This window comes from Pseudomonadota bacterium, assembly GCA_016711215.1.
Lineage (GTDB): Bacteria > Myxococcota_A > Polyangia.
On sequence record JADJTL010000004.1, the window covers coordinates 86,374 to 106,505 of the forward strand.

A 20,132-nucleotide genomic window follows, 5' to 3' on the forward strand; every position below is an offset into this window, starting at 1 on the left:
CGCCTGCGCGGGTGGTCCCTCAGTCGAGAACTCCGATCACGATTGGCGACGCGGCGCATGATCCCGCAATTTCGTGGAGGGCGCTAGCCCGCGCCAAGAGCCCGCGGCGACGGCTCGCGGCGACGAAAGGCCCGGGGCTCGCGCCGGGCTGGCCCAGCGCGAGCCGCGCGCGGGCGCTCAAAGCATCCAGCGCGTATCGTGGCCGGCGCGCTCGAGCATCTGCCGCGCGAGCCGCTGCGCCTTGCGCCGCAGCTCCACCTCGTCGATCGTCACCAGCTGCCCCGCCCGCACGACGACCTTGCCGTTGACGATCGTCGTATGCGCCTGGTGCGAGCTACCGCAAAGCATCAGGGCGCCCAAGGGGTCGCTCAGGGCGCCGGCATAGTCCAGCCGGTCCATCTCGAAGATGGCGAGGTCAGCGGCCCAATCGGCGGCCAATCGCCCGATCGTCTCCCAGCCGAGCAGACTGGCGCCGCCACGGGTCGCCAGCGCGAGCACCTGCGGCACCGTGATCGCCCCAGCGCCGCCGCAGACGCGGTGCAGGAGCAGGCAATTGCGAAGCTCGCCGACCATGTCCGAGCTGTCGTTCGAGGCGCTGCCGTCGACGCCGAGCCCGACGCGCACCCCCTGGGCGAGCAGCTCGGGCACGCGGCAGATCCCCGAGCCGAGGCGCATGTTCGAGCTCGCGCAATGCACCACCCCGGTGCGCGTCCGGGCGAGCAGCGCGAGCTCGGCGTCGTCGAGATGCACGGCATGCGCAAACCACACGTCCTCGCCGAGCCAACCGCAGCGCTCCATCAGCGCCAGGGGGCGACAGCCAAAGCGCTCGCGACAGTAGCGCTCCTCGTCGACGGTCTCGGCCAGATGCGTGTGCAGCCGCAGCCCGTGACGCCGCGCCAGCTCGGCGCTACGCGTCAGCAACTGCGGCGAGACCGAGAAGGGCGCGCAGGGCGCCAGCGCAACGCGCCGCATCGACAAGGGGGACGGATCGTGGAGCGCCGCCGCGCGCTCAGAGCTGCGGAGGATCGTCTCCTCATCCTGCACGACCGCATCGGGCGGAAGGCCGCCCTTGCTCTGCCCAACAGACATGCTGCCGCGGCTGGCGCAGAAGCGCATGCCGAGCTCGCGCGCGGCATCGAACTGGACCGCAACGAGGTCCGCATCGAAGGCCGGCGGGAAGAGGTAGTGATGGTCGCTCGTCGTCGTGCAGCCGGTCTGCAGCAACTCAGCGCACGCGAGCTGGGTCCCGACCCGCACGATCTCGGGCGTGAGGTGCTGCCAAATCGGATAGAGCCCCGTCAGCCAGGCGAAGAGCCCCGCGTTTTGCACCGCCGGTAGCGCGCGCTGCAGCGACTGGTGCATGTGGTGGTGTGCGTTGACCAGGCCCGGCAAGACCAACTTGGTCGAGCAGTCGATGGACTCGGCCTCGCCGCGGGGCAGGTTGTTGCCGACATCGACGATACGCGGGCCATCGATCAAGACATCGACGTCGCGCAGGCGCGTATCGGCGACATCACCGACCACGAGGTGATAGATATTGCGCAGCAGTAGCCGGCCGCCCGCGGTGCTCATGGGCTGCGGCTAGCTCGTCCGCCAGCCGCGGTCGGGGAGCGCACGGTCATCGGAGCGCGGCATGATCGCGTTCAGCTCGCGCCGAAGGAGTTCTCGAAGAGGCTCTGCCCCTCGGCCGTTAGCTTGTAGAAGTGCGAGCTGCCCTCGCTGTGGTCGACGGCGATCGACGTCGGATGGCTGCGGCGAATATATCGCGCCACGTTCGGCGGCTCGAGGCTGACCGGCGACCGGGCCATGATGATGCGGGCCATGTCGGCGGGACGGAGCGGCCCGAGCCCCTCGAGCCGCGCGACGCCGAGCGACCAGATGATGCGGGCAAGGTAGGTGCTGCCGTTGATCGCGTCCTCGGCGTGCAGCATGCGAACCTGGCTGGAGCGCCCACGGTCGCCCTCCAAGGCTACCTTGCGGCTCGGGCGTCGAGCAGGCGCCCGAGCGGCCTCCGGAGCGCCGGTGGCGGCCGAGGCGCGCTGCGCCGAGCTGGAGCCGCTTGGACCGATCACGCTCGGCGCGCTTGGACTCGCTGCAGCAGCGACTGCACTGCCCCGCGGCCGCCATGCCGGCGGCGCGGCGTTCGGCGCGGCGCCATCCTTCGGTGGGACACTGTCCTTCGGTGGGACACAGGGTCTTCTGGCGGGCTCGCTCGCCTCGCCCGTCAGCATCGCGGTCAGCCCGGGGGGGACGCCCAGTGACTGCGCCAGATCGACCACAACGCGCAGCGTCGTGCGCACCTGCGCCCTGACCTGCTCCACTAACGACTGGGCTCGTTGCAGCATCCGCACCTCCCTCAGGCTACGACCGATCGCTCGGCGTTGTAACGCAAGTGGCGGACGAATCCAACGGTATCGCGTGCTCCTCGCAGAGTTCGGTCAGCACCCCGCCGGTGGACTTCGGGTGGACAAAGGCAATGCGGGCACCGTGGGCACCCGCGCGCGGCGCTTCGTCGATCAGCCGGCAGCCGTGCTCCTGCAGCCGCTGGAGCACAGAGCCGACCTCGTCGACCTGATAGGCCAGATGGTGCAGGCCCGGGCCGCGCCGCTCGAGGAAGCGGGCGATCGGGCTGTCGGGGCGCGTGGGCTCGAGCAGCTCGATCCGCGTATCGCCGGCCTGGAAGATGGCCACTCGCACGCCCTGGTCGGCGACCTCCTCCTCGGCGATCAAGGGCAAGCCGAGCTCATCGCGATAGAAGGGCACCTGCGCCGCCAAGCGCTCGACGGCGATCCCGATGTGTGAAACCTTGCGAACCGTCATTTGCGGGGTCTCCTTACTGACGCGGCCCCGTCGGCCGCGTCGACGCGGCCCTTATATCCCTGACCTACACGCCGCGCAAAAGCGCACATTGACAGGTCGCGGGGTTCGGCTCCCAATAGTCCGAGCAGGCTCTGCTCGCAGCCTTCGCGTGCGCGCGATCGGCGGGGCCTCACCACGTCGCCCCGAGGTGTTGTTTGGAAGCTCTTCCCCAGGCAGCGGACCGCCGCGCCGCCCCGCGTGCTCCCTGGTATGGCCAGGCGTTGCTGCACATCCAGCAGCGGCGCCTGGGCTGCACCGTCGTCGATGTCAGCGCCAGCGGGCTCCTCGTCGTGCCGCCGGCCCGCGCCGCCAAGGGCGCGTCCCTCCTGATCGACCTGATGCTGCCGCCCCAGCTCGCGCCGGTCCGGCTCAGCGCCGTGGTGGCCCGTGAGGGCAACGTCCATGGTCACTATGCCTGGGGCCTGCAGTTCGTTGATCCGCCGGTCGACGTTCAGACCGTGATCAGCGCCTTCGTCTCGACTACCCGACGACGCCTCGGCGCCGAGCAGGCGGCGCGCGCCGGAGCGCCAAGCGCGGAGCGTGCGCCGGTCAGTGCACCCTACAGCCAGGTCCGCGGCCCTCAGTTCCGCAGTGATCCAGCGGCCCGCGTGGGGTCCCCAGGCCAGCCGGGCCGCTATTCAGCCGCCCATGCGGGCGGCGCCTCGGCCAGCGCCCCGGGCGCTGCGGCCCGCGACGGGTCCGCGGGCAGCGCGTCGAGCGGCACCTCGGCGAGGAGCAGCAGCAGTGGCACCTATCGGCGGGTCTTCGCCACCCCCGTCAGCACCCCCGTGCCGCCCTCTAGGCCAGGTGCTTCGGCCTCCTCCGAGGCGATACCGCAGCTCGCCGGCATCACCACGACCGCCGCCCAGCCGCGGACCCAGGCCCAGCGCCCCTACCCCGAGGCCACACCCAATCTCGGTGTGCGCGTGGCCCCCCGGAGCTCGTCAACGACGGCGGCCTCGCCCACGCAGCAGCGCCCGCCGCTGACCTCGGCCGCGACTCGACGCAGCAGCATGTCGCCGACCGCGTCGCAGCGAGCAGCGGCCCGCGAGACGAAGGACTGGGATGAGAACGCGCACTGCACGCCGCTCGAGGTGCGCGAGCTCTACCAGGCGGCCCTTTCCGACATCAGCGGTCAACGCAAGCCGCGCAAGCCCTGATCCCCGACGCGCTGTCCGGAGGGGCCCGCGCCGACGTGCGGCGGCGCTGCTGAAGCGCGGCACCACCGGCGGCGACCGCACCAAGCTGGCGCAGGAGCGCGTTGCTGGTTAGGCTGCCGCCACGGTTTCGCCTGATTCCGACGGAGCATCGATGGAAGACGCGCTGCGGCTCGCCGTATTCTGTGACTACGAAAACATCGCGATCGGCGTGCGCGAGGCGCGCCTGCAGTCCTTTGCCGTGCAGCTCGTGCTCGAGCGGCTGCTGGCGAAGGGGATGGTGCTGGTCAAGAAGGCCTACGCCGATTGGGATCGCTACAAGGGCCAGAAGCGCGAGCTGCACGAGGCCGGCTTCGAGCTGATCGAGATCCCCAAGACATCTTACGCCGGCAAGAACTCCGCCGACATCCGGCTCGTCGTCGACGCCCTCGACCTCTGCTACACGAAGTCGCACGTCGAGGCCTTCGCGATCCTCTCCGGCGATAGCGACTTCTCGCCGCTGGTCAGCAAGCTGCGAGAGAACAACAAGCGGGTCATCGGCCTCGGGGTCAAGAGCTCGACCAGCAACCTGCTGGTCGAGTCCTGCGATGACTTTATCTACTACGACGATCTGGTGCGCCGTCGCGACGCCCCGGCGGCCAAGCCCGGCACACGGGGTGCGCGCGGCGTCGACCGCGCGCCGCGGCGCGTGGAGAGCAGCAGCAGCAGCAAGGGGCCGGAGAGCGAGGGCGATGCCCTGGCGCCGACGGGCACGCTCGTCGCCACGCCGACCGCGCCAGCGGGCGACGACGATGCCGAGGCTCGCCGACGCCGTGACGAGGCGATGGAGCTGCTGCTCGATACCGTCGAGGCGCTGTTTCAGGAGCGCGAGGACAGCCTCTGGGGCTCGATGGTCAAGCAGACGATCAAGCGCAAGCGACCGAACTTCGCCGAGAGCGGCCACGGCTACCGCACCTTCACCCAACTGCTCGAGGATGCGCAGCGACGCGGGCTGCTCGAGATGCGCAAGGACGAGAAGTCGGGCGGGTACGTCATTATTGGCTTCGGGCCGCAGGCCTGACCCACGCGCCCGGCGGCGCCCGCCGCGCCGGCAAGACCACGAGACCAGGGGAGCATTGATGCTGAGCGGCAAGCGGGTGTTGATCACGGGCGGAGCGGGCTTCATCGGCACCCACCTCAGCCGGGTTCTGCTCGAGGACAACGAGGTCGTCGTCTTCGACACGCTGCGGCGCAATGCGCTGCAACCGAGCGGGCTCGATCGGCATCCGCGCCTGACGCTCCTGCGCGGGGACGTGTTGGACGCGGCGGCGGTCGCGGCGGCGATGGACGGCTGCTCGCACGTGGTCCACCTGGCGTCGATCGCCGGCGTGGATACGGTGATCCAAAACCCGGTGCCGACGATGCAAGTGGCGCTGCTCGGCACGAACAACGTGCTCGAGGCCGCGCGCGCCTGCAGGGGCATCGAGCGCCTGATTCACTTCTCGACCTCGGAGGTCTTCGGGCGCTTTGCCTTCAATGCCCGCGAGGGCGACGTGACCAGCCTCGGCGCCGTGGGCGAGGCGCGTTGGACCTATGCCGTAAGCAAGCTCGCGACCGAGCACCTGGCCTACACCTACTTCAAGCAGTACGGCCTGCCGACGCTCTCGGTGCGCCCCTTCAATATCTACGGCCCGATGCAGATCGGCGAGGGCGCCGTCCACCATTTCATCCTGCGCGCGCTGCGCGGCGAGGCGCTCCGTGTGCATAACGACGGCAGCCAGATCCGCTCGTGGTGCTTCATCGACGACGTCCTGCGGGTGTTGAAGGTGGCGCTGACGCGGCCGAGCGCGGTCGGCCACTCCTTCAACATCGGCAACCCGCGCTCGACCGTAACGATCTACAACCTGGCGCGAGAGATCGTGCGCCTGGTCGGCTCCGCCTCGCCGATCGAGTTCGTCCCCTGGCCCCACCCCGACATCGAGCTGCGGGTGCCAAACATCGACAAGGCGCGCGAGGTGCTCGACTTCCGACCCGAGGTCGACCTCGAGGACGGCATCCGCCGCACGATCGATTGGTACCGCGCTCAGCAGGAGCGCGGCGCGCTACCGGGCGGGCACTGAGGCGCAGGTGGCGATGCAGCAGGCAGGCGCGAGCGAGCTGCGGCTCAGCGCACCCGACGTCGGGGAAGGCGAGCGCGCGGCGGTCGATGCGGTGCTGCGCCGCGATCAGCTCAGCCTCGGCCCCGAGCTCGGCGCCTTCGAGGCTGCCCTGGCCGGCTGGGTCGGGGCGCGGCATGCCGTGGCCGTCGCCAGCGGAACCGCAGCCCTCGTGCTGGCGCTCCAGGCCTGCGAGCTCGGCCCCGGCGATGAGGTCATCGTCCCCTCCTTCACCTTCCCGGCGACGGTGAACGCGGTGGCCTTGGTGGGGGCGCAGCCGGTGATCGTCGATGTCGACGCTGAGAGCTGGAACCTCGACCTCGACGCCGCGGCCGCCGCGATCACAGCCAAGACGCGCGCGCTGCTGCCGGTCGACGTGCTCGGGCTGCCGGCGCCGCGCGCGCCGCTCCGCGCGCTGACGCAACGCCCCGACCGGCCGCTCGCGCTGATCGAGGACGCCGCCTGCGCGCTCGGCGCGAGCGCTGAGGGGGTGCGCTGCGGCGGCGACTCGCGGCTGGCGTGCTTCAGCTTTCATCCGCGGAAGATCATCACCACCGGCGAAGGTGGCGCCATCCTGACCGATGACGCCGTGCTGGCCGCGCGGCTGCGCCGACTGCGCAACCACGGGCGTGACGACCAGGGCGCCTTCGTCGACCTGGGGGGCAATGCGCGCCTCTCGGAGCTGGGTGCTGCGCTCGGCCGCGTGCAGCTCAGCCGACTCGACGTGATGCTGGCCGGGCGTCTGGCCCTGGCCGCACGCTACCGCCAGCGGCTGGGGTCGAGCGAGGCGCTGGCGCTGCAGCACGTTCCGCCCGGCATCAGCCACAACTACCAGACCTTTGCGGTTTTCCTGCGAAGGCCGGGGTCGCGCCAGGCGGTCATCGCCGGCCTCGCCGCCCGCGGGATCCAGAGCGGCCCCGCCACCTACGCCGTTCATCGGCAGCCGCCCTACGCCGGCCAGCGCGCCGCCGTGCGCGGACCTCTCCCTGTCGCCGACCGCCTGGCGGAGCAAGCCTTGGCCCTGCCGCTGCACCACCGCCTCGCGATGGACGACGTGGACCGCGTATGCGACGCGCTCTTGGCGCTCGTCGGCTAGCGGCGCTGCGGCGGCGCCGGCTCGGGCGCCACCCGCGGAAATGCGGCCTTGCTCAACCCGGTTAGGCATGGTGTTGTGCGCGCGCTCGGTCTTGCGTGCGGGGCAAGGGCGCCATCATGAACTTCATCTGTCCCGATTGCGGCAGCCAGTACCTGGTCGACGAAAGCAAGGTCGGCACCGACGGGGTCGCGCTCCAGTGCAGCCAATGCGGTGCGAGCTTCCGCGTGCGCCGCCGGCCGACCACGCGCGTCGGCGCCGTCTCGCCGACGCAGCCGCCCCCAGCCCCGCCGCTCCCGCCACCGCCACCCGCGCTGGCGCGAACCGCCACCAACGGCCCGCGCTCGGCCTCTGGGGCACAGCTCAGCCCACCCGCCACCCCCCGCGGCTGGCGCTTGCGCACCCAGAGCGGCGTGGTGCAGCTCGACGGGCTCGAGACGCTGCAGCGCTGGGTCAGCGAGGGACGCATCACCCGCGACGCGGAGATCTCCCGCAACGGTGAGAGCTGGCGACGCCTGGGCGAGCTCAGTGACCTCCAGCCGATCTTTCTCGTCGCCGAGGCCGCACGGACACGCCGCCCCAGCGGTGCGGCAGCCAGCGGGCCGGAGCGTGACAGCCTGCTGCGCGCGGAGCCGAGTGGACCCCGCGCGCTCGGGGCGATGCCAGCGCTGCGGGACGAGCCAGCCTTCGCCCAGCAGAGCGCCAGTCGTACGCTGCCGCCGACGGTCGGTGGAGGGGCCGCCTGGGAGCGTCAGGGAGCGCGCGCTTCGGCCTTCGAGGACGACGCCAGGCCGCCGCCCCGTCGCGTGCCGCGGCGCGGAAAGCTGCTGCGCGTCGCGGGCCTGCTCGCTGCGGCACTGCTCCTCCTGACCGTGGGGCTGACGGTGGCGTTGCAGTCGGATCGGCTCCGCGACGCCTGGCAGCGCGTGTTCTCCGGAGCCGATCGGGTCGCGGACGCGCGCGCAGCGCTGCGGCGGCGCCTGGGACAGGACGACGAGTCGAGCCTCTCGGCGCTCGACCGCGAGCTGGCGGCCGATCCACGACCCGCCGCACGCGTCTTGCGCGCCGAGGCGCTGACGATCTGGGCGCAGCATCTGCGCGACCAGGCCGAGCTGCTGGAGCGCCGCGCCCGTCAGCTGATCACGGCCCTTCGTCGCGAGCTCGCTGCGAGCGCGGAGGCCGCGCCCGGCCAGGCTCCGGGTCGTGGCGACGAGGCGGCGACACGGCGTGAAGCCCGCGCCCTGCGCCTACAGGCGGCCAACCTGCGCGACGGCGCCGCCCGGCAGCTGGCGACCGCCGAGGGCCAGCTCCGCGTGGCGGCGGGCGCAACACCCGCTCCGGTCGATCTCCCGCGCGCCCAGGCGGACCTCAACCGCATGCTCGGGCGGACTGATGTCGCCGCGCTGATCCAGCAGGCACGGAGTGCGCTGCCCGATGATCCCGAGCTCGCCTATGTCGAGGGGCTCTACTGGCAGGAGCATAGCGACATCGCGCGAGCGGTGGGTCTGCTCGAGACGACGGTCGCGCGCAGCCGGGCCGCGGGCGGACCCTTGTTGCTGCGGGCGGCGATGGCGCTGAGCATGATCCACCTCCGGTCGGGTTGGTACGCCGATGCCAAGCGCTACGCCGAGCTGGTGCGCGCGCTGAATCCGCAGCATGCGTGGGCGGAGGCGCTGCTGCAGCAGATCGCTGCCGAGCTGAGCCAGCCCCGCCGCGAGGAGGCGAGCGCATCGCCCGCCCCGAGCGCCCCGCCGCAGGCGCTCCCCACCGCGCCAAGCGCTGAGCTGAGCGCGACCAGCACGGCCGGAGCTGAAGCGGCGCCGGCAGACCCCAACAGCCCCGCTGCTGGCGACACGACCGCCGCCGGGAGCGCCTCGAGCGCAGGTACCGGCGCGAGCAGCGCGGCGCCCGCAGACGTGGGGGCTGCGCGATCGGCCGGCGGCAGCTACGAGGCGCTGCTGCGCCAGGCCGACCAGGCCAGCGAGCATGGGCGCACGATGCAGGCCTTGAGCACCTACGAGCGCGCGCTGAGGATCCGACCGGACGGGGTCGAAGCGATCACGGGGCTGGGCTACTGCGCGCTCGACCTGCAACAGCTCGGGCTGGCGATTCAGCGCTTCACGCAGGCGCTGAGCATGAGGCCGAGCCACGGTGACGCGCTCGTCGGCCTCGCCGAGGCCTACCAGGCGATGGGCGACAAGACGCGCGCGCTCGACAGCTACCGCGCCTACCTGAGGCTCAATCCGAACGGCGCCAAGGCGTTGATGGCCCAGCAGAACGCCAAGGAGCTGAGCGACGCGCTCGCCCCGACGGCAGCGCCGGCTCCGGGCGCGGGTGGCCCGGCCCCTGCCGATGGCACCGAGAGCCCCGCCAGCCGCGCCGCGCCAGAGGCCGCGCCAGAGACCGCGCCAGAGGCCGCGCCAACATCCCCGACAGAGCCGAGCGGGCCGCCCCCGCAGAGCTGAGCGCTCCGCGCGACCGGCCCAGCGTGCCCCTCGCGCGTGAACCCTGCTCGGCGCTCAGCCCACCGCCGCGACCTCTTCCGGGGTCACCACGCGGCGCAAGGGGCAACACGCGGTGACCTCGAGCAGACCGACCAGCGCGCAGAGGACGGGAATGGGGCCGACCCAGCGCACCCCCGCGGCCAGCACGAGCGCGAGCCCTGCCGCCAGCGCGCGACCCTGCGGACCCTCGCGCAGCAAGGAAGCGAAGCCCAGCAGCGAGAGCGCGCCCACCAACCCGTAGAGCACGCGCGCGGGCTGCGCCCCGCCGAGCGGCAGCACGACACCGAGGCCCTGATAGGCCGCCTGCGCCACCAGGCCGTAGCGACCGAGCAGGAGCAGGAGCAGGGTCAGCACGGGTACGAGCGCCAGCGTCGAGGCCTGCCTGGCCAATCCGTGTCCGCGCCCTGACCGCCAAGCGAAGAGCGGCAGCACTGCCAACGCCTGCGCCACGACGAGCATGGTCGCCAGCCCTCCTGGTGCCCGCGCGGCGGCCTTGGCCAGCGCGTCGAGCAGCGGCCGGGGCGCGGTCAGCGGCTCGATCGCGGCCAGCGCGGACTGAAAGATCAGGGGCGCGGCGACCACTACCAAGCCGATGCGCTGGCGCCAGGCGATGCGGGCGTTGACCAAGGCGCTGCCGACCAACACGAGCGCCGTCAACGCCGCCGCGGGGGCCACCAACGAGGACAGACGCCCGCGCAAGGGCTCGACGAGACCCACCAGCGCCAGCGGCAACAACAACCCGGCCGTGCCCGCCAAGAGCAGGCGAGCGCCGCGGGCGTGGCCGTGGCGGCCACAGATCACGGCCCAAAGGCCCGCCGCGGCGACGAGGATCGCCAGCGTCGCGGTGAAGTACCCGAACAAGAGGCCGCACCAATCCAACACGGCGAGCGTGGGCGGGAAGTGCCCGCCGTCGAGCACACCGTCCGGGTCACTGCGGAGCAACAACAAGCGCTGCAGGGCGACCCGCCGCAGCAGCAGATCGCCCAGCGCGCTGAAGGCCAACAGGGCAACCAAGGAGAACGCCCTGGGTTGGCGAGGCTGAGGGTCGGTCGGCATGCGGCCGCATACTAGCGCAGACTGGCCAGATGTGGCGCATACCGCACGCACCGGCAGCTCGACGCCTGGCGTAACGGCTGGTAGCTTGGCGCGCATGCGCAGAAGGATGGCCCAGCCGCGCGTGGCAGCGATGGCGCTCTTGCTGGCGTCACTGCCCCTGCCGCTAGGACGCAGCCGCGCCGCGGCGGCGACGCCAGTGGTCGTGATCGATGCGGGCCACGGCGGAAGTAACCTCGGGGCTTTCGCCCCGGCGCTGCAACGCCACGAGAAGGGGCTGACCCTTGAGCTGGCCATCGCCACGGCGCGGGCGCTGCGTCGGGAGGTGCCGGCGGCGCGCGTGCTGCTGACGCGCCAACGCGACGAGTACCTGACGCTGCAGCAGCGGGTGCGAATCGCCAACCGCGCCAAGGCCACGGTCTTCATCAGCCTGCACTTCAACGCCAGCCCCACGCGCACCGAGAGCGGCTTCGAGTGCTACGTCGTCAGCGCCGCGGCCTCCGAGCGCGAGGCCGCGCTGATCGCCGCGCGCGCGAGCGGCGTCACCAGCACCACGGGCGGGACGGCGAGACCGGGCGGCGACGTCGCGGCGATTCTCCAAGATCTCGGACAACGCGCCACGCGCACCGATGCCTGGCAGCTCGCGCAGGTGCTGCGGCGGGCTCTGGCGCGCGCGCGTCCTGGGGCGCGGGACCGCGGCGTGCGGCAGGCCGCCTTCGATGTGCTGCTTGGCCTGCGCATGCCCGGCGTGCTGGTCGAGGTCGGCTTCGTCGACCACGCGATCGAGGGGGTCGAGCTCGGTCGCTCCGCGACGCGACAGGCGCTGGCCGAGGCCCTGGCCTCGGCGATCGCGACCCAGCTCGGTGGAAGCTCCGCACCGGCGCCCACCCTCGCCGGCGCGCGCGGGCGCGGAAGGTGAGCCCTGGTCCCCGGACCTCGTCCTTCGCCCTTGTTGCTAGCCCTTGTTGCTAGCCCTTTGACAAGCCTGGTCTGGACCGGCACCATCCCGCGCATGCGCGCCGACGGTCGACGAAACGATGAGCTGCGCCCCGTGCACCTGACGCTGGGCACGCAACCCGCGAGCGACGGCTCGGTGTTGCTCGAGTGGGGCGGCACCGCGGTGCTCTGCGCGGCCTCCGTGCAGCCGGGCGTTCCGCCCTTCCGAGCGGCCAGCGCCGGGGGCTGGCTCACCGCCGAGTACAACATGCTCCCCGGCGCCACGCGCCCCCGCAAGGCTCGCCGGAGCGGTGGCCGTGAGGCCGAGATTCAGCGGCTGATCGGGCGCGCCTTGCGCATGGCCGTCGACCTCGATGCGCTCGGCCCGCATACGATCACCATCGACTGTGACGTGCTGCGGGCCGACGGCGGCACGCGCGTGGCCTCGGTCACCGCCGGTTACGTCGCCCTGGCGCTCGCGCTGCAGGCGTTGCAAGAGCGCAGCCCGCTGCCACGCAGCCCGCTGCGGCACCAGATCGCGGCGGTCAGCGTCGGCCTCGTGGACGGCGAGGCCGTGCTCGATCTTCCCTACGAGGAGGATCACCGCGCGCTGGTCGATCTCAACTGCGTCATGACGGCCGAGGGCGAGCTGATCGAGCTCCAGGGCACGGCCGAGAGCGCGCCCTTCTCCCGCGCGCAGCTCGACCGCCTCTGTGACCTCGCATCGGGCGGTATCCACGCGCTCTGCGCACTCCAGCGAGAGGTGCTCGAGGCGCAAGACCGCAGCGCGGCCAACGGGGCCACCGCGGCCACCGCCGCCACCACCGCCACCACCACGGGTTCCGACGCGAGCACGAGCGCCGCAGGGTCGGCCCCAGACGCCCGCATCGCGCGCTGATGCGGCTCGTCTTCGCCACGCGCAACGCGGGCAAGCTGCGCGAGCTGCGCGAGCTGCTGGTCACGCTGCCGGCGATCGAGATCTTCAGCCTCGACGATTTCCCGAAGGCGCCGGAGGCGCTGCCGGAGACCGGCGAGACCTTCGCCGAGAACGCCCAGCAGAAGGCCGTGGCGGCCCTGCACGCGACGGGGCTCGCGGCGCTCGCGGACGATAGCGGCCTCGAGGTCGCGGCGCTTGGAGGGCGCCCCGGAATTCACTCCGCCCGCTACGCCGGACCGGCTGCGACGGACGCCGACCGCGTGGCCAAGCTGCTCCGCGAGCTCGCCGACGTGCCCGAGGCGGAGCGCGTCGCGCGCTTTCGCTGCGTCATCGCGCTGGTCACGCCAGAGCGACCGGACGTGGCCGAGCTGCGCGAGGGCTGCTGCGAGGGCACGATCCTCCGAGCGCCCCGCGGAGACCAGGGCTTCGGCTACGACCCCGTGTTCTTTGTCCCCGCGCTGGGCAGGACCTTCGCTGAGGTCAGCGGCGCCGAGAAGCACCGGCACAGTCATCGTGGCCACGCCATGCAGGCGATTGCAGCGCTGCTGCGCCAGCGCTGCGGCCGAAGGCCGGAGCCTCCCGCGGGGGGCTGACCCCTTCTCGGCGATCGTCCCACGCTCTCCGCTTGCGGTGGCGCCCCATGCTGGCATAATGCGCGCCGACCGGGGTGTAGCGCAGTCTGGTCAGCGCGCCTGCTTTGGGAGCAGGATGTCGGAGGTTCAAATCCTCTCACCCCGACCCGAAGGGCAGGTCGCAGGGGCTGGGCCCGCTGCCCGGCATCACGACCCGGCCCGAGGCTGCGATCGGGCCCGGCGCGGACGCACCAGCGCGCGCATGAGCCGCATCGGTGGCGCGTGCCAGTCCCGCGGGGCCCCTATGGCGGCGATCGGTCGCCTCCGCGCCCGATCGCTGAAGGGCTGCTACGGGACTTGACGGTTTCGCGCGGCGACGTTCATACTCCGGCCCCGTGATGCGTGGCAGCGCAGCGCGTGGCGCCGCGCTGAGTGGCGGGGCAGCTTCGGGGGCGCCGACCGACCTGGGGCAGTTCTTGCGCCTGTAGCTCAGCTGGATAGAGCATCGGCCTTCTAAGCCGGTGGTCGCAGGTTCGAGTCCTGCCAGGCGTATCGAGTGGGTAGGGCCGCGGGCCGCGGATGGTCCGGAAAGCAACAGGACTCGGGCTGCAGTGGCCGCGCAGCCTCTAGTGGTGGGCGTAGCTCAATCGGTAGAGCACTGGGTTGTGGTCCCAGCGGTCGTGGGTTCGAATCCCATCGCCCACCCCGCAGTTTCGCCCTCCCCCGACGTTGCCCCTCCCGACGTTGCCCCTCCCGACGTTGCCCCTCCCGACGTTGCCCCTCCCGACGCCCTCGCGACCTGCGGCGTGCCTAGGGTCGCCTGACCCCACACGGCCGGGGGATCGATCCCCTTTTTCGCCGGCAGCGAGCGCCAAGCCTGAGCTGGGTCGACCTCTAGTCCGCTGAGATCAATTCATTCTTCGCATTTTTCCGGGCCTCTGTCCTGGGGGCATACACCTTGCTTGGCTTTAGGCCTAGGCTCTAAAGGCGGGGCCAGGGACCTCTGATGATTGCTCGACGTCAATGCCACCTCCTTGTCGCCTCGACGACCGCCGCGCTCCTCAGCGCGCTGATCGGCGTCGCTAGACCGGCGCTGGCCGCCGACGTCACGGCCGCGCTCTCCATCGATGGGTTTCGCTTCCTCGAGCGTGAGCTGGTGCAGCTGATCCCCACCTCCATACCGATCACGCCCTCGACCCAAGTTGCCCGTGAATGCCGCACGGGTGATACCGAGCTCACGATCAAGAGCGGCACGATCCGCATCGGCAAGACCAGCTTCTCGCTCAGTCCTCGCGACGGGCTGCTCCGCATCGAGCTGATCACCCAGGTCGAGGGCGAGACGGAGTTCTCGGTCGCGCACCCGGTGCCCTGCCTTCCGGGCTCGATGAGCTGCGGCGCGGGCATCACGCTGGGCGCCCACGTGATCGCGGAGCTGGGCGTCGAGGTCGAGAACGGCCGTCCGAAGCTCGGCCGCGCGGTGGTGCGCGCCGACGTTCCCGGCAGCGATCTGCGGGTCGTGCCCAAGGGCTGCAGCTCGCTCGAGGGCTGGTTGATCAACATGGCGGGCAGCTACTTCCGTGATCGCGGGCTCGAGCAGCTCTCGGAGCGCATCGAAAAGGCGGTGCTCGAAGAGCTGGTCCCCAAGATCCAGGCCACCCTGGCGGGGGCTACCGCCTACACCTCAAAGCACAAGACCTCGGTCGGCGAGTTCGCCTTGGCGGTCACGCCCTCCTCGCTGACGATCACGCCCGAGGGCCTGACCGCTGGCCTCGACGTCGCCGTCACAGCGCTGAGCCCCCCGCCCTGCACCCTCCCCGACGTGCCCGCACCGACCGGCGGCGAAGCAGCGCCACCGCGATTCGACTGGCGTGGCGAGGAGCTCGCCGTGGCCATCAGCGGAACGCTCCTCAACCGCACGCTCCACGAGATCTGGCGCGGCGGCGCGGGCTGCTTCGGGTCGGTGGGTGGAGCCTCGTCGCTCGCCGTGCTCGGTGGCGCCGCGGTCACCGCGCTGCGGCCCCCGACCGTAACGCTGCTGCCCGGCGACGGCGCTCGGCTGCACCTCGCGGTGCCGGAGGTGCAGCTCACCTTCGGTAGCGGAGCGACCGCGACGACCGCGATCGCCGCACTGCAGGGCGAGGCCCGCGTGGTGCTCGATCAGGATACGCGGACCGCGGTGCTCGACATCGAGTCGCTCGAGGTCAGCGACTTCGGCTTCACCGATGTGCTGGCGGCGACGAACTCGCCCCTCCCCGCCGATCGGCTGATGGGCATTCTCAATGGCCTGCTGACGACGGTGCGCGCCCAATACGACGAGCGCCTCGCGTTTCCGCTCGAGGCGCTCAACCAGCCGGACAGCGCCTTCAGCGGGCTCTACCTCTATGTCGATCACGCGCTCACCACGGATCAGCACATTCTGCTCTACCTGCGCGCCTTCGCCAAACCGGCGCGTGACCTCAGCGGGCCCCAGACGACGTGGGCCAGCGAGCCGCCGCCGACCGCGCGCCCGGAGTCGCTGCGCCTGGTCGCCTCGGGCCACGACGACTTGGTTCCGCCCGCGCTGCTGCGTTATCAGTGGCGCATCGACGGCGGGGCCTGGTCGCCTACCGCACCGCAGTACGCGCGGGTCTTCAAGATGAGCGCCGAGGGCGCTCCCGCGCTTGGCGAGGGCAGTCACCTCTTCGAGGCGCGGGCGATCGATCTGCACGACAATCCCGACGCCAAGCCGGTCCGCGCCACAGTGCTGATCGACAGCGTGGCGCCGACCGTGACGATCGAGGGAGCGCCGGTGATCAGCGCGGGCCGGCTCAAGGCGCGCTTTTCGGTCCGCGACAACACGACGAAGGCGGCCAACATCGAGCTCTCGGCGCAGATCGATCGCGATGGTCAGACGGTGCTCGATAAGCCCTACACGGCGGGACTGACAGCGCTGGATGAGGCGATGCCCTCTGCAGGGCCCTACCAGCTGACCGTGATCGCCCGCGACGCGGCGGGGAACGTCTCGGCACCCCAGACCGTGAGCTTCGATGAGGCCGGCAGTGGCGCGGCGATCGGGATCGGCCCGGCCAGCGCCGTCGCGGGATCGGCCGACGGCGCCGCCGTGATCCAGGGCGTCGGCTGCGCCTGCGGGGTTGGCGCGCCTGGGCGGCGCAGCGGCCTGCCCAGTTCGGAGGCTTGGTCGGAGGCTTGGTCGGGGGCTTGGTCGGGGGCTTGGTCGGGGCCCGTCGGGTTGGCGCTGGGGCTCCTGCTGCTCCGGCGCCGCAGGACGCGGCGAGGCCGCGGCTAGCGCGGAGGACGCCGCGCCGCGCTCTGCTTCGGTTACTTCCCTCGCCTGAGCTCGGTCAGCACCTGCTTGGCCACGAGCTTGAGCGTGTCGAAGACGCCGAAGCCCGTCGTCGCGACCGCCTCGAAGTCAGGAACGCCCTTCGGATTGCAGAGCCCGCGCAGCTCGTCCAGCGGCGCAATGTTGGGCAGGTCGCGCTTGTTGTACTGGACGACGTAGGGGATCTTCTCGAGCTCGTAGCCCTGCTCGATCAGGTTCAGCTCGAGGTTCTCGAAGCTCTCGATATTGGCCTCGGTGCGCTCGATCTGCGAGTCGGCGACGAAGACGATGCCATCGACGCCCTTCAAGATCAGCCGGCGGCTCGCGTCATAGAAGACCTGGCCCGGCACCGTGTAGAGGTGAAAGCGCGTCTTGAAGCCGCGAATCTCGCCCAACGAAAGGGGTAAGAAGTCGAAGAAGAGCGTGCGCTCGGTTTCGGTGGCGAGCGAGATCATCTTGCCCTTCGCCGCCGGTGCGGTGCGGGCGTAGATGTACTGCAGGTTGGTCGTCTTCCCGCACAGACCGGGCCCGTAGTACACGATCTTGCAGTTGATCTCGCGTGCGGAGTAGTTGATGAACGACATGCCATCCCACTGCGGCCAGGCCCTTGGCCGTTCGATGAAGCGCCAGTCCTGGAACGCTAGTCCTTGAACAGGTTGTCGATGTCCTCGTCTGTGATCTCCGAGAAGATCGACGGAGCCGAGGGCTCCGCGACTTTGGCCATCATCGCTTCGAAAATCTTGGCTATCTCGTCGCCTGCCTTGCGCACCCGCAAGCGCACGAGTCCGAGTGACGTACGCTCGTCGAACAAGATCACGAGGATCACGCGCTGGGCGACCAGCGTCATGTGCACGCTCGTCTCTTCGCCCTCGTGATACTGGCCGGTGAACTCTTTCTCCTTGAGCAACTTGGCGATGCCACCCGTGGCGGCCACGTTTCCAGCGGTCAAAGAGGACAACGAAACAGTGTCGAGATTAGCCACGTCGCCCGCATCGGCGATGAGCTGGCCATTCTTGTCGATCAGCAGCACGGCCTTGGCGCTGGCATCGCGATGGAGTCGCGAGCAGACCGCCTGGATCTGCTGGAACTCCTCTTCGTACATGACCAAGTCAGGGTTCATACCGAGCGCTCCTTGCGCAAAACAGAGCCGAAAAGACAAGGGTCAAAACGTTGATAACAAACCAATTTGCTCAGTTCAAGTTCATTCTGGCGCGGCGCCCTCCGGCCCCGACACGGCGGCCCCGACAGGCAGGACACTCAAGGCTGCCTCGATTCGCGCCCGGGCGAAGCGCTGCGACAGTCCGGCCCGCAGCAGCTCCAGGTCGTCGGCGTGCCACCTTAGCACCGCTTGCCACGCCTCGCGCGTTGCAGCCTCGCAGCGGCCCGGCAGCACGGCCAGCAGTAGCTGGCGGCGGGAGGCTGCGTCAAGTCTGGGGCCGAGCGTGATGAGGGCCGGGGCCTGCAGCTCGCACGGCCCCTCGCGCGCCAGTACGCCCAAGGCCAACAGAGCCGCGGGCTTGCCGCGCTGAGCCAGACCGATCACGGCAGCGCCCCGGAGCAAGGGGTCCGCTTCGCTTGCCAAGCGCTCGAGCGCGACCTGAAGTCGATCGCCCGGTCGCGCCCGGGCGGCCAGAGCGAGTGCTGCCGCCCGCCGCGGGGCGAGCTCGGCCCGCGTGTCCAAGGCCTGCCGCAGGGTTTCACCCTCGCGAGCTGCGGGTCGCGGCGCGGGTGCGTTGTCCGCCGGCACGGGTGCGTTGTCCGCCGGCACGGGTGCGTTGTCCGCCGGCACGGGTGCGCTCTCCGCCGGCACGGGTGCCTGCGCCAGGATCGGCGATGTCGTGGGCGCGGCGAGGGCGAGTTGTATCCGCCGCACGAGCTCGGCCTCGGCACCCGACGGCCCGCGCACGAGCAGGCCGCGCATGAGCAGGCGCCGGGCTACGGCGCGCAGGGCCTCGAGCGTCGCGGCCCCGCTCGCCTGCTGGCGCCAATAGCGCGCGGCCTGGTCGACGTGGCTCACCTCGGTCGGCTGCACGGGCAGGCCAGCGTGTACCCACCCGGCGCCCACGCCTCTACGCGCCACGGCCGTCAGCCGCTCGCTCGTCGCGGCCCCAGGTGCCGCCGGCCCGTGGAGCAACAGCTCCTGCTCGCTGACCTGCTCCTCGAGCGCGGCATCCTCGACGTCCATCGGCGCCGCCGCCGACGCCACCGCGGCGCGGCGCCAGGGGCGCAAGCCAAGCTGCGCCAGGGCTACGCGACGACCGGCCTCGACCCGCGCCAAGCGCCCAAGCGCGCGGTCGACGGGCCCACGCGGCAGCAGCGCGATCAGCGCAGGTTCGGCCTGCGCAGACGGCTGCGGCGGAGCGGCGGCGAAGGCGGCGATCAGGGCCTCCGCCAACCGCGCGTCGAAGCGCTGCAGCGCGGCTGCGGCCGTCTCCGACGCTCGCCCCAGCAGCGCCGTTGGCGCCGCAGGCGCGGGCCGCGGCTGCAACGCGCTTGCCACCTCGCGCAGGAGGTCCTGGAGCGACCGATACGCCTCCGCCGACAACAAACGGCGCTGTACTGCCGGCAGCAGCTCGCGCGCCACCAGCAGTCGCAGCGCCCAGGCCCGACCCAGTCGCCCGAGCGGCGTCGCGGCTGCCGCCAGGCGGTCGGGCGGCCCGATGGCCTCGCGCCGGACCCGCGAGAGCGTGGCGGCGACGGCGCGGCGCAGGGCGATCACCTCGGGGCTCTGATCGCAGCCCAGCGAGCGCGAGAGCATGGCGTTCGCGCCCTCTCGATCACCGCGCAGCAGTTGCGCCTGAACGAGCCGCAGCAGGCGGAGTCGCGCCCAGCTGGCGAGGGCCGGCGCGCGATCGAGGGCCGCGAGCGCGCGTGGGGCCAGCGCCCACTGGGCGCGCAAGGAGGAGCGCTGATCGGCAGCGTCGCCAGTGGGAGCGTCGCCAGTGGGAGCGTCGCCACGGCCATCGGAGCGCGGCCTGAGCTCCAGCATCACGCGAAAGAGCGAAGCTGGCTGCAGCGGCCCCACCTCCGGCACTGCCAGCGGACCGACCAGGGGAAGGCGATAGCTGAAGCCACCGGCGACGGCACGGCGGGTGTGGTAGGGCACACGGTAGCGGCGCCCGCCTTCATCGCTGACGAGGACGTCGACCGCAGCCTCGTCCAGCGCCGGCAGCGGCCGCGCCGCGACGAGCTCGATGAAGGGCGCCGACACGCGCGCCGCGCCCCAGCGCGCGTCCGGGGCCCTCACCTGCTGCGGAGCCGCCAGCAGGGCCTCCATCAATGCGAGTCGCTCGTGATGCAAGGTGAGGAGCAGGCGTTGACCGCGCCAGCTGAGCGAATGCAGCGCGTTCGCGCGCATCTCGCGCACCTGCTGCCCCAGCCACGCCAGCGACTGGCTCGCCGTCCACCGCTCGGCAGTCGCGGCGCACGCCTCGTCGCGACTCGCCCCCGACCCCACGGCTTCCGCGGCTGGCGCGCGCGCACCCGCACGCGCCATGGGAACGGGCGCCGCGGGCAAGAGGAAGAGGAGCAGCGCCAGGCGGCGCCAGCGACGATCGCGCACGA

16 protein-coding genes and 3 tRNA genes are annotated in these 20,132 nt (G+C 71.6%); 12 read left to right on the forward strand and 7 right to left on the reverse strand.

The genetic code is table 11. From position 1 onward, the window contains the following. Positions 1 to 177 precede the first annotated feature (177 nt). From IPL40_12365 to mce, 3 genes are all read right to left on the reverse strand, one after another. Positions 178 to 1,572 (reverse strand): 8-oxoguanine deaminase, encoded by a 1,395-nt coding sequence (locus IPL40_12365; GenBank protein MBK8481949.1) that lies wholly within the window; start codon positions 1,570 to 1,572, stop codon positions 178 to 180. 71 nt (positions 1,573 to 1,643) lie between these two features. After that, positions 1,644 to 2,345: a hypothetical protein gene (locus IPL40_12370; protein MBK8481950.1), complete on the reverse strand. Its 702-nt coding sequence runs from the start codon at positions 2,343 to 2,345 to the stop codon at positions 1,644 to 1,646. A 16-nt stretch (positions 2,346 to 2,361) separates the two neighbouring features. Continuing rightward, on the reverse strand, positions 2,362 to 2,820 hold the full coding sequence (mce, locus tag IPL40_12375; protein ID MBK8481951.1) for a methylmalonyl-CoA epimerase: 459 nt from the start codon (positions 2,818 to 2,820) through the stop codon (positions 2,362 to 2,364). A 194-nt stretch (positions 2,821 to 3,014) separates the two neighbouring features. Between mce and IPL40_12380 the strand changes: the two genes are divergently transcribed. The 5 genes from IPL40_12380 to IPL40_12400 all read left to right on the forward strand — a co-directional run bounded on the left by IPL40_12380 (position 3,015) and on the right by IPL40_12400 (position 9,709). Beyond that, on the forward strand, positions 3,015 to 4,019 hold the full coding sequence (locus IPL40_12380) for a PilZ domain-containing protein (protein MBK8481952.1): 1,005 nt from the start codon (positions 3,015 to 3,017) through the stop codon (positions 4,017 to 4,019). A 151-nt stretch (positions 4,020 to 4,170) separates the two neighbouring features. Next, complete coding sequence (locus IPL40_12385; protein ID MBK8481953.1) at positions 4,171 to 5,076, forward strand: NYN domain-containing protein; 906 nt, start codon at positions 4,171 to 4,173, stop codon at positions 5,074 to 5,076. Positions 5,077 to 5,134: 58 nt separating this feature from the next. Beyond that, the gene (locus IPL40_12390; GenBank protein MBK8481954.1) at positions 5,135 to 6,115 is read left to right on the forward strand and encodes an NAD-dependent epimerase/dehydratase family protein; all 981 of its coding nucleotides are present in this window, start codon (positions 5,135 to 5,137) and stop codon (positions 6,113 to 6,115) included. A 13-nt stretch (positions 6,116 to 6,128) separates the two neighbouring features. Further along, positions 6,129 to 7,247, forward strand: coding sequence for a DegT/DnrJ/EryC1/StrS family aminotransferase (locus IPL40_12395; protein MBK8481955.1), 1,119 nt, complete (start codon positions 6,129 to 6,131; stop codon positions 7,245 to 7,247). 116 nt (positions 7,248 to 7,363) lie between these two features. Continuing rightward, positions 7,364 to 9,709, forward strand: a complete 2,346-nt coding sequence (locus tag IPL40_12400) for a zinc-ribbon domain-containing protein (GenBank protein ID MBK8481956.1) — start codon at positions 7,364 to 7,366, stop codon at positions 9,707 to 9,709. 54 nt (positions 9,710 to 9,763) lie between these two features. Here IPL40_12400 and IPL40_12405 read toward each other — a convergent pair whose 3' ends face one another. Further along, positions 9,764 to 10,762, reverse strand: a complete 999-nt coding sequence (locus IPL40_12405) for a hypothetical protein (protein ID MBK8481957.1) — start codon at positions 10,760 to 10,762, stop codon at positions 9,764 to 9,766. Between the two features lie 136 nt (positions 10,763 to 10,898). Here IPL40_12405 and IPL40_12410 point away from each other — a divergent pair, with 136 nt between their 5' ends. The 7 genes from IPL40_12410 to IPL40_12440 all read left to right on the forward strand — a co-directional run bounded on the left by IPL40_12410 (position 10,899) and on the right by IPL40_12440 (position 16,532). Continuing rightward, positions 10,899 to 11,720 (forward strand): N-acetylmuramoyl-L-alanine amidase, encoded by an 822-nt coding sequence (locus tag IPL40_12410; GenBank protein ID MBK8481958.1) that lies wholly within the window; start codon positions 10,899 to 10,901, stop codon positions 11,718 to 11,720. Between the two features lie 93 nt (positions 11,721 to 11,813). After that, a complete protein-coding gene (gene rph, locus IPL40_12415; GenBank protein MBK8481959.1) occupies positions 11,814 to 12,635 on the forward strand; it encodes a ribonuclease PH in 822 nt (273 codons plus the stop codon). Continuing rightward, positions 12,635 to 13,267, forward strand: coding sequence for an XTP/dITP diphosphatase (locus IPL40_12420; protein MBK8481960.1), 633 nt, complete (start codon positions 12,635 to 12,637; stop codon positions 13,265 to 13,267). Before rph ends, IPL40_12420 begins: the two co-directional genes overlap by 1 nt. 70 nt (positions 13,268 to 13,337) lie before the next feature. Further along, positions 13,338 to 13,412, forward strand: a tRNA-Pro gene (locus IPL40_12425). A 312-nt stretch (positions 13,413 to 13,724) separates the two neighbouring features. Next, positions 13,725 to 13,798: transfer RNA gene (locus IPL40_12430), tRNA-Arg, on the forward strand. Between the two features lie 80 nt (positions 13,799 to 13,878). Then, positions 13,879 to 13,951: transfer RNA gene (locus tag IPL40_12435), tRNA-His, on the forward strand. 301 nt (positions 13,952 to 14,252) lie between these two features. After that, the gene (locus IPL40_12440) at positions 14,253 to 16,532 is read left to right on the forward strand and encodes a hypothetical protein (protein MBK8481961.1); all 2,280 of its coding nucleotides are present in this window, start codon (positions 14,253 to 14,255) and stop codon (positions 16,530 to 16,532) included. A 32-nt stretch (positions 16,533 to 16,564) separates the two neighbouring features. Here IPL40_12440 and IPL40_12445 read toward each other — a convergent pair whose 3' ends face one another. The 3 genes from IPL40_12445 to IPL40_12455 form a co-directional block, all read right to left on the reverse strand. Continuing rightward, a complete protein-coding gene (locus tag IPL40_12445; GenBank protein MBK8481962.1) occupies positions 16,565 to 17,152 on the reverse strand; it encodes a GTPase domain-containing protein in 588 nt (195 codons plus the stop codon). A 56-nt stretch (positions 17,153 to 17,208) separates the two neighbouring features. Then, positions 17,209 to 17,688: a roadblock/LC7 domain-containing protein gene (locus IPL40_12450; GenBank protein ID MBK8481963.1), complete on the reverse strand. Its 480-nt coding sequence runs from the start codon at positions 17,686 to 17,688 to the stop codon at positions 17,209 to 17,211. Positions 17,689 to 17,769: 81 nt separating this feature from the next. Next, positions 17,770 to 20,130: a hypothetical protein gene (locus tag IPL40_12455; protein ID MBK8481964.1), complete on the reverse strand. Its 2,361-nt coding sequence runs from the start codon at positions 20,128 to 20,130 to the stop codon at positions 17,770 to 17,772. Positions 20,131 to 20,132 lie beyond the last annotated feature (2 nt).